Source organism: Rhizobium sp. LjRoot98 (assembly GCF_964252935.1).
In the GTDB taxonomy this organism is placed as follows: Bacteria; Pseudomonadota; Alphaproteobacteria; order Rhizobiales; family Rhizobiaceae; genus Pararhizobium.
On the sequence record NZ_CAXUPW020000014.1, the window covers coordinates 67,885 to 83,767 of the forward strand.

The following is a 15,883-nucleotide window of genomic DNA, read 5'->3' on the forward strand; positions in this document are numbered from 1 at the left end:
TTAGGCGGTCATTTTTTCTTAGTGGCATCCAGGCTCTTTTTAAGCGCGTCCATGATGTTGATGACGTTGTTCGGACCTTTGGCCTCAATCTTGCGGGCCACCGTTTTCTTCGATTTGGCCTTTTTCTTGGTGGCGATCATGTCGAGGATGCGATCTTGTACCGGGTCATCAACGATCGAAGGGTCCCATGGCGTTGAACGCGCCTCAATGAATTTTCCCATGAGCTGCATGTAGTGGGATTCGGATTTCTGTGCCCCGATCGCCTTGAAATATTGGTTGGGATCACGCACTTCGTCGCCGTAGCGCAGCGTCCACAGGACGATGCCATTGTCGCGTGGTTCGAGCATCACGGCCCGTTCGCGCCGATACATGACCAAGCGAGCTATTCCGACCACGCCCTTGGCGGCCATCGCCTCGCGGATAACGGCAAACGCTTCCTCTCCAACCTTATCGCTGGGAGTGAGATAATGCGGTGTGTCGTACCAGATCCATTCAATTGAATCTTTTGGGACAAAGGTTTCGATATCGATCGTACGTGTACTTTCAAGCGCGACAGCATCTATCTCGTCGTCTTCAAGCATCACATATTCATCTTCGCCCCGCTGGAAACCCTTGACCTCGTCATCTTCGTCAACTTCCCGCCCTGTCACGGAATCGACAAAGCGGCTGACAACACGGTTCTCTGTGGCTCGGTTCAGGGTGTGAAACCGTACTTTTTCACTCTCGGTGGTCGCGGGGATCATGGACACCGCGCAGTTCACCAAAGAAAGCTTGAGATAGCCTTTCCAGAATGACCGAGGTGCCATGCAAGATACTCCGTGGGAATTCTTCGTGAACGGCGGGATGACGCGTTTGTTCCTCGCTTGGAGGCACTTTGCGGAAAGCGCAGACCAGCGCGTGAAAGAAATGCTCAACTTCGCGACGCGCAGGACGCCAAGTGGCGGGTCGGCATCGATAGATCTAAAGCAATGATTGAGCGCTCTCAGACATGATGCCATTCAGGGCTTTAGTCCTGATTTTTCAACAGCAAAGGGCTAATAGGGCCGGTATCGGCATTGTTAGCTGGAACTCGCGTACCCTGGCGGCGTTTGGTGGCTCAGAACACTGTCGGGATGAGGCGCGCGAGTTCACGCTGAAACCTACACGGAATAACCGTTCTCCCTTTCCTCAATTGGCGTGGGAACCATCGGAACGCAGGAGCCCCGTTCATGACTTATTCTATCCTGCCCATCGTGGGCATAACACTCTCGCTCACCGCGATAGCGGGTAATGTCATGGCAATCTCCAGTCACCTTCCCGAGGATGAAATCAAAAACCTGAACAGCATAGACATTACCTCGCTCTGGACGTCCAAACCCTCGTCAGTCGATCCCAGCAAGCAGAATTTTGAGCGCCTTCCAGCCCTCGTCACCGACCTGCCGAAATCGGCGGACCTAACTCCTGCCGTGGACAACATTGTCGCAAGCGCCACCCAACTTTCAAGGAAACTCTCCCATCCCAATCTGAGCGGCGAAGGTGAAACGGCGAGCGTGGGCCTGCCCTCAAGTTTCCAGGCCGGCACTGAAGCGGCCAAGTGGTGCGCCGAGCGATAACACGTCCTATCGTTCGTCGGACAACACATTCAAGCCGTACAACGGCGCACGCCGCCGATGTGAGCCGTCGTTCGCATCTCCCCCCCAGAACACTGTGCCCGCGGAGGTGGTGGAGCAAGATTCCCACATCGGTAAGATCGAATATTCCGGAACGATCCACGCCCAGTGGTGCTTCGCGCGCTACCGCTCCTATAACCCGGGTAACAATACGTATAGGGCATTCAGCGGTGAAATCCGGTCCTGCGTCTCTCCGTACATTTGAAAAAAAACGCGGCCGTTGGATTCGCCGACGATCGCACTCCCAATCGTTGACGAAACGCAGTACCGCCTTAGTTTGTGACAGACACTTCGCAGGCTAGCAATGTGGCGTTGGGATCTTTTGTCAAGCATGCACCCGTTCATCAAAGGCAATCATTGGAAGGCGCTTTCGCTGGCTCAGCAGTTTCTTCTCGTCGGAGGCTTGGTCACGCTCTTCGCAACTCTCATCGTTGGGGCGTTCGTCACTAGCCTCATTGAGGATGCGGTCACAAGAAATTCTGGAGCCGCGACTGCACTATACGTCGATAGCGTCATCGCACCGCTGCTGCCGGACATGCAAGCCAGCACCGACTTGAGCGACTCCGTAAAGCAGGCGCTAGACGAGACGCTTGGCCAGGGAGCACTCGGAAGGCGTCTGATGTCTTTTAAGCTTTGGCGGCCCGACGGGACGATTCTTTACTCCAACAACAGACAGCATATCGGGCAGAAGCTGCCGATCAGCGACGGCCTGCAGACGGCGCTCACTGGAATAATGGTCACCGAATATGACAACATCGACGATGTCGGGAGCGAGAGCGAACGCGAAGCCGGCGATCCGCTCCTTGAGGTCTACAATCCGGTTCTGCAGCCTTGGTCCGGGGATGTCGTCGCCGTCCTCGAGTTCTATGAGATTGCGACCGATTTCCAACACAGCCTGAACCGCGCACGCCTACAAAGCTGGATTGCTGTCGTGGCATTTACCATGACATTCTTCGCCATCCTGTCGCTGCTCGTGTCCAGAGGCAGCAGGACGATCGACAGCCAGCGAGAAGCGTTGAAGGAGCGGATCCAGGACCTATACGACCTTTTGACGCAGAACGGCGAACTTAGTGCGAAGCTCCAGCGCGCCAGCCAGCGCACAACGGCGTTGAACGAGCGATATCTACGACGTCTCGGAGCCGAACTGCACGATGGACCGGCACAGCTTGTCGCTCTCGCGGCGCTGAAGGTCGACAGCGATCTCATCAGCAATCACCGCACGTCGCCGAAGATGCGGGAACGAGAGATCAAGTCTATCAAATCCAGTCTCGATGACGCCATGCAGGAAATACGAACGATCTGCAGCGGCCTCGTCCTTCCGCAGATCGAAGGAGCCGATCTCGGGGAGATTATCGAACGAGCACTCAAGGCTCATATGCAGCGCACGGGCACAACAGTGAGGCTCTCGATGCCTCCGAAATCCCCGCCGCTGTCGTTATCGGTAAAAATCTGCGTCTTCCGATTTCTGCAAGAGGCGCTCAACAACGGGTTCCGACATGGTGGCGCAGCCGGACAGTATGTCGTTCAGACCTTCGATGGGCAGAACCTATTCATAACAGTTGGTGACAGCGGCCCAGGCTTCGACCCGGCGAAGATCGAACCGTCGAGCCTTGGCCTGTCAGGCTTGCGCGAACGGGTTGAAAGCTTGGGTGGACATTTCGACTTGAAGACTTCGAACCGGGGAACCGTGCTGCGCATGTCCCTGAACCTACGTGGGATGGAGCCCGCATGAAAGAGATAACAATAGCCGTGGTTGATGATCATCCGCTGTTTCGCGAAGGTGTCATGCGCATCCTTTCGGAAATACCTGGTTTCCGGATCGTAGGCGAAGGATCCACTTCGCAAGAGGCGCTTGCATTGAGCGCCACCCTTAGGCCGAGTATCCTGCTCATGGATATCTCGATGCCGGGCGGCGGACTGAATGCGATCCTCCCCGTATTGCACGAGAATCCCGGCCAGAAAATTATTATGCTGACAGTCTCGGAAACGGGCGACGATGTGATGAGCGCGTTGTCAAAAGGCGCAAAAGGCTACGTGCTGAAAGGCGTCGGGTCGCGAATGTTGGCGGATATCGTCAGATCGGTAGATGCGGGCGACACCTATGTCTCACCGACGTTGTCGGCCAGACTACTGTCAGACATGTCATCATCCGAAGCCCGGGCGAGGCAGGCCAATCCGATCGACGCTCTGACGAACCGCGAGCAGGAAGTCTTGCATCTCGTGGCCGAGGGCCTCAGCAATAAGCGGATTGCACTCCGGCTTGGCGTGCACGAGAAGACGATCAAGCAGCACATGACCCATATCTTCTCGAAGCTGGGAATTAGCAACAGAACGGAAGCGGCCATGACGCTGCGCAACGCGATGATGCCCTATTAAATGGCTTCAGGTTTTCCGCGACGCAGCGATGGAGGACTTAAGTCCTGTAGCGTCGAGGTATAGGTCGTGGCGGGGAACAGGTTTGATTTCGTGTCGTTTAGCTCCTGTGAAAAAGAACATTTGGAGACTATCATGAACACGAAACTCATTTTTGCATCGGCCTTTGTTACGCTCGCTCTTGGCAGTTCTGCCTATGCCGATGACGCCAACAGCGCGGTCACGGGTGCCGCAGGTGGTGCGGTTACGGGTGCGATCGTGGGTGGCCCTGTCGGCGCTGCCATTGGTGGTGCTGCCGGCCTCATTGTAGGGGCTGCCATCGACCCGCCGCCGGCACGCGTCGTCACCTACGTCCAGCAACAGCCTGTTCAAAACTCGGTTGTCGTCAAGCAGCCGATCGTTATCGGGAAGCCTATCCCGCAGGAGGTCGTCCTTATGCCGATCGCCGAAGATCCGCGCTATTCGTACACCGTCGTTAACGAGCAGCGCGTCATTGTCGATCCGCAGACCCGCACCGTGGTTCAGATCATCCAGTAACGCCAGGAAGTGCGGGTAACCTGCCCGCGCAGGAGAGAGATTATGAACAGCTTGATCTGGCTCGTCGGAGCCGTCGTGATCATCGGCGCAATCCTGTCATTCGTCGGATTCGCTTGAACCATTGGCCGAGGCGACGTTGCAGCGTCGCCTCGGCCATATCGTCACCTTGGAGGGGCCAGCATGTCCTACAATAACTCTCATGAACCAGCCGCGTCCCTTGGTGGACCACTCATCCTGTTGTTCGTGATCGTGGCGACAGCGACAGTCGCAATTTTGTCGGAGGGCCGCTCTGGTCATAAAGAGCGGCGCGTGGCGGTGGTTTTGCCGTCGGTCGATGAAACCCGTTAACCCGCTGAAGGAACACCTCATGTGGCTGGAACTGACATCTGAAAACGACGAGAAATTGTACATGAATGTAGATCAGTTTGTCGCCATCTATCCCGTGAACAACAACAAACTCACGAAAGTCGTGACGCCAGCCGGTCCGATCATGATCAAGGAGCCCCTTGCGTTCATACAGTCGAAGCTCGAACAGCTGGCCGCCCGAGCATCGGCTTGATGTGCAACGTTCAATGACGAAAAAACCGCAGGCGGACCTCGTCTCCCAAGGTGGCGCGGCGGTTGACGATGGTTCGGCCCTTGGAGTCTTTCATGATGTATCTGCCATCGCGTACGGCTTCACTCATCCCATCGTCATGGCGAACCGAAAGCGAGGGGCGGCTGCCCTTAGTCCTCACGCCCTTGTTGGCTCCTTGAGTGTTCGACTTTCCGGGCGTTTCGCTCTTCCCGCCCTTGCTGCCACCGCTGCCATTACCACTTCCGCCATTGCCGTTGTTGCCGTTTTTTGCCAAAGCGCTCTGCAGAGAGAAACCGATTGAGTAGTCCGAGATGCTCGCCGAGCACGGAGCCATCGCGATCAGCGCGCTCAGGACGATCGAAAGCGGACGCTGACGGGTACTTCGGCGCGTTGCCATGGTTTAATCCCTCATAGCAAAGCTACATGCTATCCGGTCATCACCAGCAAACGGGCCAAAACCACGACAGATTTGAGACGAACGGAGCACCTTGCTCAGCCTGTACTCTGGATAAATGCGAATGGATCGTCAACGTAAAGCCATTCGCTTTCTACGGAAACACAACCTTTCCCTCATTTCTTATGAGACCAAGGCCCCGTGAAGTGGTGGCTGAAGTCCTGGGGCGGAGCCTTCCGTAGCGGAACGATGTTGCCCGCCTCAACCGCCGAAGGTCTAAGCCCTGCCCGGAACTGAAGTCGGATGCCGGGGTGAAGAACATGCGCTACGATCGTTTGCAGCCTGATCAAAAACGCATGGCGCGGCATCACGCAGGCGCAGCGCAACGGAGTAGTGGTTGGACTATCAAAGCGGGCGGGCTAATCGACGTCCAGAAGGTCACGACCGGAGTCTCATGATGTGCACCAAATTCTGATGCTGCCGGGACTAGCGCCGCCAGGTTGGTTGACCAGTGGCCCTTGGCGGGACGAACTACCTGCCGATGAGCGATTTGTGTTCGATGAAGGCAGCGCAAATGAGTAGTCGGTGGTCTGGACGAAGGTCGCCTACGGCCCTGGCGATGGGAGCTAATTGTTCTCGGCGAATACCCACACTGCTGGCAAGCGTTTCAAACGCTTGTTGTTCGTGCGAGGAAGATTGTTAAGCCCTGGTAAAGCCTGCCGCTATCGCATGGCGCGACGTGCTGGGTGGTCATGGTATTCCATGGGAAAAGACAGGGGCAGGCGGGTAACGGAGAAGGGGAGAGCCGTACTTCTGGATCGATGCAATTTTCTGAAGGTGAGACAGGGCGGTCATCCCTGCCGCCCATTAGCGAAGGTAGAGCATACCGAGGTTTGTCGATACCACTAGCTCCAAAAGTGGTTCGGCCGTTGCCGGTGCGCTGAGACTCAAACTCTTCTCCCATCGCGCAAATTGCAAATGCAGGTTCACAGTCCCAAAAAGAATTTCTGACATGATCAAGCCGATATGGTGCGGAGAGAGCATAGTGTTGGACGCCATGTTGAAATGCCTTTTACTAAAACCGTTGGGCCTAAAGCAGGACTTAAGTCCGGGACAGATCCTTCAAAGGTCTAGGGCGTGCTTGGCGACCGGAATCTTCGGAACCATTTGATTCCTTAAGTGTTCCCTTGCCGAGGATCATTCAACGATCCCGCAAGGAGAACCTCATGAAAAAACTTCTTATTGCGTCGGCTGCCGTCGCCTTTTCCGCAACCTCGGTATTCGCACAGGAAACCAAGCCGGCGGCAAATCCGGACGGCGATACGCCAGCAGTAGCGTCTCCGTCCGATCAGAACGCGACCGCGCCAGTCGAAGGCGCTAATAGCTTCACGGAAGATCAGGCCAAGGAGCGCATCATCGAAGCCGGTTATGCCGACGTCACCGAGCTGAAGCTCGACGACCAGGGCGTCTGGCAGGGCAAAGCGACCAAGGACGGCAAGGCAGTAATGGTGTCTATGGACTACCAAGGCAACATTGTTGCCAAGTAACCTGGAGGAGAAATCTATGACGAAAACAGTAACAGGGCTTTTTGACACGTATTCCGATGCAAGCTCGGCTGTCGAGCAGCTCAAGGCAGCAGGCATTTCGGACAACGACATCAGCATCGTCTCCAACAATTCGGACGGACGCTACAAGGACGACGATAATGACGCCGCCGAAGACGCAGGCGCTGGCGCTGGTATCGGTGCCGCCGTTGGCGGCGTGGGCGGTCTGCTGACGGGTCTTGGCATCATGGCCATTCCAGGCGTCGGCCCGGTGGTTGCAGCAGGCTGGCTGGCTGCCACGGCTGCGGGTGCTGTTGCTGGCGCGGTCGTCGGTGGCGCCGCAGGCGGCATCGTCGGTGCACTCACCGATTCGGGCGTCAATGAGCGCGACGCCCATGTCTATGCCGAAGGGGTGCGCCGGGGCGGTACCCTGGTGACCGCGAAGGTTGCTGATGCCCGCGCCCATGAGGTCGAAGCAATCCTTCAACGCTCGAACTGGGTCGATATTCCGGCACGCCGGACTGCTTATGAAGGTCTGGGATGGACAGCTTTCGACGACAAGTCAGCTCCTTACTCGCAAGCTGAGATCGATGCGGAGCGTGCACGTTACGCAGGCCGCGCATTGTAAGCCACATATCTCGCGTCTGGAATACAACGGGGCCAAATCGGCCCCGTTCGTTGTCGGCCGATCATGCTTCTATTAGATCCGGAGAGCAGTCCGCCCCACTTAGCCCCTGCTAACTCACGGCGACTACTGAGCCTTGCCCTTTTTCCCCGGGTGACCCACTCGGGGTAGGCGTTCTTTTAGGGCAGCGGGTTGTCGCTGGTCCGTTCGTCAACGGTTCAGCGTTGGAAGCGGGTATCAAGTAATCATAGTTGAGGATGCGTGTCCGGTTGCCGTCTGGGACAGGCGTGAGAAGTGGCGCTGTGGCAAAACTCGAGGCCGGTGTGCGGTTGACGGATGTCGGCTGCTGTTGCGGCTATTGGCGCTGCTCAAGGCTGAAGTCTTCCCGAACTTCCGGTTTCATATGCTCGGCGCGCAGGGGGCGAGTTGCGGCGGCGCAGATTTGCCGGGAGGCTGGCTTTCCAGCCTCCGCTGGGCGGCGCTGACGCCGTTCAAACCTGCTGCCTCGACGCGCAGCAAGGTCGAACGCCCGATTACCCATCATAATATGGCTGTTGGACCAAGGTTCGTCGGTCGTCAGGAACCAGGTCTCTGTTAAAGCGGAGACGCAGCCACATAAGGTCTTCTTGCATCGCCTCCACCGTCTCGACCGACTTCCACCCTTTTAATGATGGCCAGTAGAATGCTCCCACACACTCCTGATGTTGCAGGTCGCGGTCGGGATGGTTTTCGCATACCCGGTGGACTTCGATCTGCATTGTGTTCCTCCTTGAACTCCACGATAGCCAATCTTGTTTCCTCACGGGCTAGGTTGCGCCCCTCTGCAGTAGACCGAACGGACGTCGCGGCGCCTGATTAAGAATGTTTCGCGGTTATTTCTGTTAAAAGCCTTCATTATTTCTGGGCCACCGGACGGACCAGCGGCGTCACGCGGCGGATTGTCACGCGGCGGTTTTCCTGTTCGGCAGACTGCGTGCGGACCTTGAGGAAGCGCTCGCCATAACCCTGGGTCACCAGGTTTTCGGCCGGGATGTCGTAGACTTCACTCAGCAGTGAGGCGACCGATTCGGCGCGTTCGTCGGAAAGCACCAGATTGGACTCGTCGCTGCCGACCGCGTCGGTATGACCTTCGATGAAGAAGGTTTCGCCGGGATCCTTCTCGATCACTTCTAGCATGGCATCCGCCACCTTGCGCAGGGTTTTGGCCTGCGACATCGGCACTTCAGCGCTGCCGGTGGCGAAAGTGATTGTATCGAGATCGATACGGCGCACCTTGTCGCGGATACGGGCCGAGTTCTTCACCTCGTCGATCGTGTAGGTCCGTTCGACCCGCTCTACCGGCGGTTCGGCCAGGAAGTCGTAATAGTCGCGGTCAGGCTCGCTCGATGTGTCGATGATGTAATCACGAACAGGCACGCGCAGACGCATCGGCGGCAGATCCTCACCGACGTCATAGGCTGGCGGCCGCGGCCCCTCGTCGGCTTCCGGCGCATAGATCATCAGATATTCGCGGCCGTCCTGATCGATTCGCGACCGCTGCAGGATGTCGCCATAGCGATTGTAGATGGTCACGATGCGCACGCCATTCGGCCGTTCGATCGTCTCGCGGGATCGGCCGCGCGACAGTTCCTCATAATAGGTTTCCTGGGCGTTGCGGCGCAGACGCGGACGGTCGTCGCTGCGAACGATGATCTGGTCACCGAAATCGAGAACCGTTCGGTTGTCGCGGGATTCGTCGATACGCGGGCGCCGGCCGTTGTTGCCGGTGAACGCCTCGATCAGGTCGTTGACACCGAATTCCGGCACGCGCTCGACACGGCGGCCCTCTTCCCGCAGATTAGCCCCCAGCTCCTCTCGGCTCGGGCGGCGATCCCTGCGGCTCGATTGGGCTTCGGCATCGCTCTTTGGAACCTCGACATTGTCGTCTTCGGCGCGAGCGCGTTCACGCTGCTTGCGGCGCTTTTCACGGGCATTGCTGTCTGCGTTGTCGGCATCCTTGTCGCTATCGAGAACAGCTGCGCCATTATCGACAGGAAGCACCACCGTTTCGTCACTCTTGGACGGGTCGCGGGCAATCTCCTGCTTTTCTTCCTGACTGCGCGTATCGACCACTTCCGGGATCGGCTTACGGCGGTCGGGACGCTTGGCTGGTTCACCATCACCATCGATTGCGGGACGCAATTCGTCCTCTGCGACCGGCGGCTGGCCGTCGTCCTGCTGGCCGGCCTGTGCCCGGGCCTTCTCTTCGGCACGGATGCGACGACGCTCCTCGGCAGCCTTTTGCGCGGCCTCGTCATCGTCGGACGGTTGAGCCTGCTCTTCCTGCTGTTGCTGTTCGGCCTGCTGCTTGCGGCGCTCGGCACGAGCCTTGGCCTTCTCTTCAGCAGCCTTTGCCGCCTTATCGTCGCCAGAAGGCTGGGCCTGCTCCTCTTGCTGCTGCTGTTCAGCCTTCTGCTTGCGACGCTCTGCGCGAGCCTTAGCCCTCTCCTCGGCAGCCTTTGCCGCCTCGTCGTCACCGGACGGCTGGGCCTGCTCTTCTTGCTGCTGCTGTTCAGCCTTCTGCTTGCGGCGCTCGGCGCGAGCCTTGGCCTTCTCTTCAGCAGCCTTTGCCGCCTCATCGTCGCCAGAAGGCTGGGCCTGCTCCTCTTGCTGCTGCTGTTCAGCCTTCTGCTTACGACGCTCTGCGCGAGCCTTAGCCCTCTCCTCGGCAGCCTTTGCCGCCTCATCGTCACCGGACGGCTGGGCCTGCTCTTCTTGCTGCTGCTGTTCAGCCTTCTGCTTGCGGCGTTCGGCGCGAGCCCTGGCCCTCTCTTCAGCAGCCTTTGCCGCCTCGTCGTCGCCGGAAGGCTGGGCCTGCTCCTCTTGCTGCTGCTGTTCGGCCCGCTGCTTCCTGCGTTCGGCGCGGCTCGGCTGCTCTTCCTGTGCGGGCTGCGTTTCCTGTGCCGGCTGTTCCTGCTGCTGCTCGGCATCCTGGCGCGCCTTGCGGCGCTCGGCGCGGCTCGGTTGCTGCTCTTCTTCCTGGGCGGGCTGCTCTTCGGACTGCTCGCCGCGCGGACGGCGCTTCTTGATGATCTCTTCCGGTGCCTGTTCACCACCATCCGCCTGCGCGACGCTATCTTCCTGCGCGACTTCGAACGGTTTCATCAGGCTATCGGCCAAAGCCGGCTGGACGGCGATCGATATCGACAGCATGGGAAACGCCACGGTCGCGAAAAGTTTGGATCGGATGCTCATAAATGTCTCCTCCTTCAGAGATAAAGGCTTTCCAAGTGGCGGTCACCTAAGCCCGCAATCAATCGTACTCACGGGACGCAACCAGTTTTGAATGACGTTCTCCGCAGGTCGGGCCTGCAATTTTCTTGCCGGAGTTCACTCCGATGCCGATTCCTCGTCCTTTGCATATTTATGGCGTTTAGTGTGGGAACTGCATTAACGTCGTGACCGTTGTGTAGGCTCGGTAGCTCCGGTGGCGCACCATTCAACGTGACTCCCGCCGTCGCAAACCGGCTGATCAGAAACGGCTTCTCCAAATGAGGGCGCAGGCCCTGCGCCAATCGTCGCCAAGCTGTCGGCAACTTTCATCTCAGGGCCGCGTTGAGCGAATTGTGAGGTGAGCTCCCGTAAAGGCTTCTGCCGGGGGCGAATAAGGTCGCCAACATTACGACCGAAAGCGCCATGGGCGCGATCTTCGCGCCTAAACATTTGCATTGTTGTAATCTCTGTGCTTGCCGATTGCTTCCTAGCCACATCAACTACCCAGATGCACTTCTGTTCCGCAAATCCATGGTTTGGGACCTTTGCGCAATTTGTATAGGACCTTGGTCCGATATTGCGTCGAGCCGCCCGATTTGATGGCTCCGCCACCGAAAGTCTACGAAGCGACATTAGTTCCAGAGGTGCTACCGCGCTCTTGCCGAGAGCGTTAGCGGCCATATCTACAGTCAAGATTGCATCTTACCTTGCAGGCAGAACCATGAAATTTTTAAAAGATAACGGCCTCACCATCGTGCTGATTGTCCTGTCTGTCGCGACCGTGTCGGGAATGGTGCTGACGGGCTGGTCCGTTTACAATCACGAGCTGACCGAGCACGGGGCGGCGCAGATCGGTCTCGGTGCTTACGCTGCATCCGGCCACTTCCTGTCATCTTTGTTCGAGAATTGGGAATCCGAATTTTTGCAAATGTCGGCGTATGTGATGCTAACCGCATTCTTGTTCCAGCGGGGCTCGGCGGAATCCAAGGATCCGGACGGGCCCTCCGAGGTGGACAGGAACCCAGCGGATAAAGCTGCTGACCCAGAGGCACCGTGGCCCGTGCGAATTGGAGGATGGATGCGGACGGCTTATTCCTACTCGCTGGGCACCGCGTTGGCGTCCCTATTCGTTCTGACATTCGTCTTGCACCTCAAGTACAGCGCCGAGGCCGAGAACGTCCAAGCAGTAATCCACGGTCAACCTACGAGCTCGATGATAGATCACCTAGCGAGCGCGCAATTCTGGTTCGAGTCCTTGCAGAACTGGCAAAGCGAGTTCCTGTCGACTGCCGTCATCGTCGTGCTGTCGATTTTCCTGCGGTTCAGAGGATCGCCAGAATCCAAGGCTGTCGCCGCGCCCCACGGGCAGACGGGCTCTTGATGAACCTCACGCCTCGGAACCAAACTTAAACCAGTTAGTTTCCCTGATCTTCACGAGGGGGAAAAGCTCAATGGCGAATCGGGTTGCGTTGGTAACAGGAGCAGGATCCGGGATTGGGCGAGCTTGCGCTGTCTCACTCGCCGCCAACGGCTACGCGGTCGGCGTCCTCGGGCATAGCGGCGATGAACTTCAAGAAGTTGTCTTGAAAATCGAGGCCAACGGCCATGAAGCGATTTCGCTCGATGCAGACATCTCCGACGAGGACCAGATGCGGACTGCCGTTGCCACGCTCGTCAAACAGTATGGCCGTCTGGACGTTGTTGTTGCGAACGCCGGAATCAACGGCGTCTGGGCACCGATTGACGACCTCAGCTTGGAAGAATGGAACAAGACGATCGCTGTCAATCTCACCGGGACCTTTCTGACGATCGCGACCGCTGTTCCCCTTTTGAAGGCTTCAGGGGGAGGTTCTATCATCGTAGTATCCTCGATTAACGGAACCAGAACGTTCACAACACCTGGTGCGACCGCATACACGGCGACCAAAGCAGGACAGGTAGCCATGGTTCAACAGCTCGCTCTGGAACTGGCGCGCCATCATATCCGTATCAACGCCGTCTGTCCCGGCGAGATCGACACGAATATCGAGTCTAACACCTTGTTACGACACGAACACGAAACCGCGATCCCTGTGGTCTGGCCCGAAGGACAGGTGCCCATAACAGGGGGGCGACCCGGCCGCAGCGAAGACGTTGCCGACGTCATAACGTTTCTTGCGTCGGACCAGGCCCGGCACATCACTGGATCCCCAATTTGGGTCGATGGCGGGCAGGGGTTGCTGCGATGAACGCGGATATGCTTAGTTTTGCAGCAAATAAGCACGAACGCCATTGGGGGCCGCGCGCTCTTTCAGGAGGTAACCACCGGTTCCAACTTTGGGCTCCTGCGGAACAACAGATCGGCCTTGTTCTCAACGGGATTGAGGTACCGATGGCGAGAACAGAAGACGGCTGGCACCACGTAGAGACGAAAGCGGCGATCGGCAGCGCATACGCCTTTGCCCTTGGAGACGGGCGAGTTGTCGGCGATCCGGCCTCAAGACAACAGGCCGGCCCTCTTGATGGACCGTCCATTCTGACGGACCCCGACAGTTTTGCTTGGCAGCATATCCGTTGGATGGGCCGGCCTTGGGAAGAGACAATACTTTATGAAATCCACATTGGCACCTTTACAGAGCGGGGGACGTTTCGGGCTGCAATCGAACGGCTGCAGCACCTAGCGGAGTTAGGAATCACAGCTATCGAAATCATGCCGCTTGCCCATTTTCCCGGAAACCGGGGTTGGGGATATGACGGCGTCCTTCAATTCGCGCCGCATTCTACATATGGCTCGCCCGACGACTTAAAAGCTCTAGTCGACGCTGCCCATGGGCTGGGGATGATGGTGTTCCTCGACGTCGTCTACAATCACTTCGGACCAGAAGGAAACTACCTCGGGCAGTACGCCCCGGGTTTCTTCCGCCAAGGTGCGTCAACGCCGTGGGGTGATGCGATCGCTTATGAGAAGCCGGAGGTCCGCGCCTATTTCATCGAGAATGTGCTGTATTGGCTGCTCGATTTTAGGCTAGACGGCCTTAGGTTCGACGCCATCGATCAAATTCAAGATAGCAGTGATATTCATATCCTCGAGCAGATCGCGCTACTTGTCCGTAAGGAGGTCGTCGGCAGGCAAGTTCATCTCATCACCGAAAACCCGGCCAATGGAACAGATTTGACGGCCGACCGGCCCGGAGGCCGATATTTCAAGGCTGATTGGAACGATGACTTCCATCACGGGCTTCACGTGGCCGTCACAGGTGAGGCCGTCGGCCACTACGAGCCTTTTAAAGAGGATACCTGGGAAAAGGTCCGCCACGCCATGGCCTATGGGTATCTGAGCCCCGGCAAGCCGATTATAGGTGACGACCCGCCCCCAACTGCATCTTTACCGCCCACCGCGTTCATTCATTTCTTACAAAACCACGATCAGGTTGGAAACCGCGCCCTTGGCGATAGGTTACACCTCGGCATTGATCGCCATGTCTACCGGGCGCTAACAGAGATGTTGTTGCTCGCCCCACAAATCCCATTGGTCTTTATGGGTGACGACCATCTTTCGCTGCGGCCGTTCCATTTCTTTGCTGACTATCAGGGAGATCTCGCCGAGGCGGTACGAACAAGTCGTCCAAAGGAAGCGGCAAATTTCGGAGGCTTCCCACGAGGCTCATTGCAAGCCGACATCCCTGATCCGAACGATATTGGTACGTTTCTGGCGAGCACGCTCGATTGGCGTGAGCACGAAACCGAAGGTGGACGAGCATGGGCTCAGCATATTCGCTATTTGATAAGTCTGAGGCAGCAGAAAATCATACCGCTTCTTGGCAAATCACAGGGTTCGTCTGGACACGTCGTTAATGCACCGGACTGCTGCATTTACATTGACTGGGAATTCGGCGCCCAGATCCTGCAGTTAAGAGCGAACTTCTCCAGAAATGATATTCCTTTGCCGAACGGATTAGGTCAACGGATTTTTCCAGAGAAAGACATGGACGCCGACTTTCTTGGCGCTGCCACGGTTCAAATCCTCCTTAGGTGAAAACGTGATGGCCCATACAGTATGGCTCGGAGTGCCACCGGCAAGCACGCAACATTGCGATGGGAATTGCAGGCCGTTTTCCACAAATGCCGAACTGGTGTGCAAGACCGGTGAGGATGAGATCGAGGTCCGAGGGGGCGGTGGACTCACTACCGGGAGCGCCATCGCGCAGGGTGATTTGGAGGCCATGCGCATTCTATTCGCGGCCGTCGACGGTAGCCTGCGATGAAGGACGATCTTGACCATACTACATCTCGGGCGGATCGTCGCTGTAGCGAAGATCGCTGGTAGAGGTCAACGAAGGCCCAACTGCCCAATGACTCTGAGAACGGGTGCCTCGGCGTTTCAACAACCGTTAACGCACCCGCCGCTCGACGAAGACCGAGCTGCGTAGGACGTCACATACGGAACCATCTCACGCGGCTGAGCTCTGGGTCTGCAAGAGCCACCCGTGGTCAGTACCAGGAACGACGTATGAGGCGAGTAAAGACGCTTCGTAGGCGCATGTCAAAGAGGCCGCCAGGAACGCTGGCAATTTCTCGCACGAAGGTGGAGTACAAGCTTAGCGAAACTAATGGTCGGCGGCGTGCGCCTTGAAGCCCCTCATGACGATAGCAGAGTCGATCTACCCGCGGTCTTCTGAGTGCATGGCCGTTGAGGGCGGTCGCAGAGCAACGATTTTGGATATAAATCGTCCGCATTTGATTCAATCACGAGCCGGGCGGTCTCAGTCGAGATTAGTGATGTCTAGCGCTCGAGGATCAGAGTTGTGGTGACCTGAGACCCATCTTTCCTCCAGTTTCCAGGAGAGTCTTGGGTTTTCAATCTGGCCTTATGCGGCCTGTTTTTCCATAGCCGTTTTCATCGCGAATTCATTGGGTGTGATGTTGCCCAGTGAAGAGTGTGGTCTGTTTCGA

At 57.4% G+C, this 15,883-nt stretch carries 16 protein-coding genes; 12 read left to right on the plus strand and 4 right to left on the minus strand.

Going from position 1 to position 15,883, the window contains the following annotated elements; translation table 11 throughout:
• Positions 1–8: 8 nt before the first annotated feature.
• On the minus strand, positions 9–806 hold the full coding sequence (locus ACSQ3J_RS27780; RefSeq protein ID WP_060504210.1) for a Ku protein: 798 nt from the start codon (positions 804–806) through the stop codon (positions 9–11).
• Between the two features lie 402 nt (positions 807–1,208).
• Here ACSQ3J_RS27780 and ACSQ3J_RS27785 point away from each other — a divergent pair, with 402 nt between their 5' ends.
• From ACSQ3J_RS27785 to ACSQ3J_RS27815, 7 genes are all read left to right on the plus strand, one after another.
• Positions 1,209–1,592 carry a hypothetical protein gene (locus ACSQ3J_RS27785; RefSeq protein WP_436040769.1) on the plus strand — a complete coding sequence of 128 codons (384 nt, stop codon included), beginning with the start codon at positions 1,209–1,211 and terminating at the stop codon, positions 1,590–1,592.
• A gap of 109 nt (positions 1,593–1,701) precedes the next feature.
• Positions 1,702–1,854, plus strand: a complete 153-nt coding sequence (locus ACSQ3J_RS27790) for a BA14K family protein (RefSeq protein ID WP_244482102.1) — start codon at positions 1,702–1,704, stop codon at positions 1,852–1,854.
• Between the two features lie 126 nt (positions 1,855–1,980).
• Positions 1,981–3,381: a sensor histidine kinase gene (locus tag ACSQ3J_RS27795; RefSeq protein ID WP_436040770.1), complete on the plus strand. Its 1,401-nt coding sequence runs from the start codon at positions 1,981–1,983 to the stop codon at positions 3,379–3,381.
• Positions 3,378–4,025: a LuxR C-terminal-related transcriptional regulator gene (locus ACSQ3J_RS27800; RefSeq protein ID WP_060504212.1), complete on the plus strand. Its 648-nt coding sequence runs from the start codon at positions 3,378–3,380 to the stop codon at positions 4,023–4,025. Before ACSQ3J_RS27795 ends, ACSQ3J_RS27800 begins: the two co-directional genes overlap by 4 nt.
• Positions 4,026–4,157: 132 nt before the next feature.
• Positions 4,158–4,559, plus strand: a complete 402-nt coding sequence (locus ACSQ3J_RS27805) for a DUF1236 domain-containing protein (protein ID WP_060504213.1) — start codon at positions 4,158–4,160, stop codon at positions 4,557–4,559.
• A 180-nt stretch (positions 4,560–4,739) separates the two neighbouring features.
• Entirely contained in the window at positions 4,740–4,907 is a 168-nt protein-coding gene (locus tag ACSQ3J_RS27810) for a hypothetical protein (RefSeq protein ID WP_156397537.1), read from the plus strand.
• A 19-nt stretch (positions 4,908–4,926) separates the two neighbouring features.
• Entirely contained in the window at positions 4,927–5,118 is a 192-nt protein-coding gene (locus ACSQ3J_RS27815) for a hypothetical protein (protein WP_060504214.1), read from the plus strand.
• Between the two features lie 10 nt (positions 5,119–5,128).
• Here the strand turns inward: ACSQ3J_RS27815 and ACSQ3J_RS27820 are convergent, their stop codons facing one another.
• A complete protein-coding gene (locus tag ACSQ3J_RS27820) occupies positions 5,129–5,533 on the minus strand; it encodes a hypothetical protein (protein WP_082512114.1) in 405 nt (134 codons plus the stop codon).
• 1,223 nt (positions 5,534–6,756) lie between these two features.
• On the opposite strand from ACSQ3J_RS27820, the gene ACSQ3J_RS27825 reads away from it, so the two are divergent.
• Positions 6,757–7,077, plus strand: coding sequence for a PepSY domain-containing protein (locus ACSQ3J_RS27825; protein WP_060504215.1), 321 nt, complete (start codon positions 6,757–6,759; stop codon positions 7,075–7,077).
• Positions 7,078–7,093: 16 nt separating this feature from the next.
• Complete coding sequence (locus ACSQ3J_RS27830; protein WP_060504216.1) at positions 7,094–7,702, plus strand: general stress protein; 609 nt, start codon at positions 7,094–7,096, stop codon at positions 7,700–7,702.
• Positions 7,703–8,232: 530 nt separating this feature from the next.
• Here the strand turns inward: ACSQ3J_RS27830 and ACSQ3J_RS27835 are convergent.
• Positions 8,233–8,457 (minus strand): hypothetical protein, encoded by a 225-nt coding sequence (locus tag ACSQ3J_RS27835; RefSeq protein WP_060504217.1) that lies wholly within the window; start codon positions 8,455–8,457, stop codon positions 8,233–8,235.
• A gap of 136 nt (positions 8,458–8,593) precedes the next feature.
• The gene (locus ACSQ3J_RS27840; protein WP_436040773.1) at positions 8,594–10,933 is read right to left on the minus strand and encodes an OmpA family protein; all 2,340 of its coding nucleotides are present in this window, start codon (positions 10,931–10,933) and stop codon (positions 8,594–8,596) included.
• Between the two features lie 739 nt (positions 10,934–11,672).
• Here ACSQ3J_RS27840 and ACSQ3J_RS27845 point away from each other — a divergent pair.
• The 3 genes from ACSQ3J_RS27845 to treZ all read left to right on the plus strand — a co-directional run bounded on the left by ACSQ3J_RS27845 (position 11,673) and on the right by treZ (position 14,966).
• Positions 11,673–12,332, plus strand: coding sequence for a DUF6766 family protein (locus tag ACSQ3J_RS27845; protein WP_060505607.1), 660 nt, complete (start codon positions 11,673–11,675; stop codon positions 12,330–12,332).
• 70 nt (positions 12,333–12,402) lie between these two features.
• Complete coding sequence (locus ACSQ3J_RS27850; protein WP_060505608.1) at positions 12,403–13,179, plus strand: SDR family oxidoreductase; 777 nt, start codon at positions 12,403–12,405, stop codon at positions 13,177–13,179.
• Positions 13,176–14,966, plus strand: coding sequence for a malto-oligosyltrehalose trehalohydrolase (gene treZ / locus ACSQ3J_RS27855; RefSeq protein ID WP_082512239.1), 1,791 nt, complete (start codon positions 13,176–13,178; stop codon positions 14,964–14,966). The genes ACSQ3J_RS27850 and treZ overlap by 4 nt, the downstream gene beginning before the upstream one ends.
• Positions 14,967–15,883 lie beyond the last annotated feature (917 nt).

Bases quoted from the DNA above. Each gene is read 5' to 3' on its own strand.
- ACSQ3J_RS27800 (WP_060504212.1), top strand. From the start codon at position 3,378: ATGAAAGAGATAACAATAGCCGTGGTTGATGATCATCCGCTGTTTCGC.
- treZ (WP_082512239.1), top strand. From the start codon at position 13,176: ATGAACGCGGATATGCTTAGTTTTGCAGCAAATAAGCACGAACGCCAT.
- ACSQ3J_RS27830 (WP_060504216.1), top strand. From the start codon at position 7,094: ATGACGAAAACAGTAACAGGGCTTTTTGACACGTATTCCGATGCAAGC.
- ACSQ3J_RS27780 (WP_060504210.1), bottom strand. From the start codon at position 806: ATGGCACCTCGGTCATTCTGGAAAGGCTATCTCAAGCTTTCTTTGGTG.
- ACSQ3J_RS27785 (WP_436040769.1), top strand. From the start codon at position 1,209: ATGACTTATTCTATCCTGCCCATCGTGGGCATAACACTCTCGCTCACC.
- ACSQ3J_RS27825 (WP_060504215.1), top strand. From the start codon at position 6,757: ATGAAAAAACTTCTTATTGCGTCGGCTGCCGTCGCCTTTTCCGCAACC.
- ACSQ3J_RS27815 (WP_060504214.1), top strand. From the start codon at position 4,927: ATGTGGCTGGAACTGACATCTGAAAACGACGAGAAATTGTACATGAAT.
- ACSQ3J_RS27845 (WP_060505607.1), top strand. From the start codon at position 11,673: ATGAAATTTTTAAAAGATAACGGCCTCACCATCGTGCTGATTGTCCTG.
- ACSQ3J_RS27795 (WP_436040770.1), top strand. From the start codon at position 1,981: ATGCACCCGTTCATCAAAGGCAATCATTGGAAGGCGCTTTCGCTGGCT.
- ACSQ3J_RS27835 (WP_060504217.1), bottom strand. From the start codon at position 8,457: ATGCAGATCGAAGTCCACCGGGTATGCGAAAACCATCCCGACCGCGAC.
- ACSQ3J_RS27840 (WP_436040773.1), bottom strand. From the start codon at position 10,933: ATGAGCATCCGATCCAAACTTTTCGCGACCGTGGCGTTTCCCATGCTG.
- ACSQ3J_RS27805 (WP_060504213.1), top strand. From the start codon at position 4,158: ATGAACACGAAACTCATTTTTGCATCGGCCTTTGTTACGCTCGCTCTT.
- ACSQ3J_RS27850 (WP_060505608.1), top strand. From the start codon at position 12,403: ATGGCGAATCGGGTTGCGTTGGTAACAGGAGCAGGATCCGGGATTGGG.
- ACSQ3J_RS27810 (WP_156397537.1), top strand. From the start codon at position 4,740: ATGTCCTACAATAACTCTCATGAACCAGCCGCGTCCCTTGGTGGACCA.
- ACSQ3J_RS27820 (WP_082512114.1), bottom strand. From the start codon at position 5,533: ATGGCAACGCGCCGAAGTACCCGTCAGCGTCCGCTTTCGATCGTCCTG.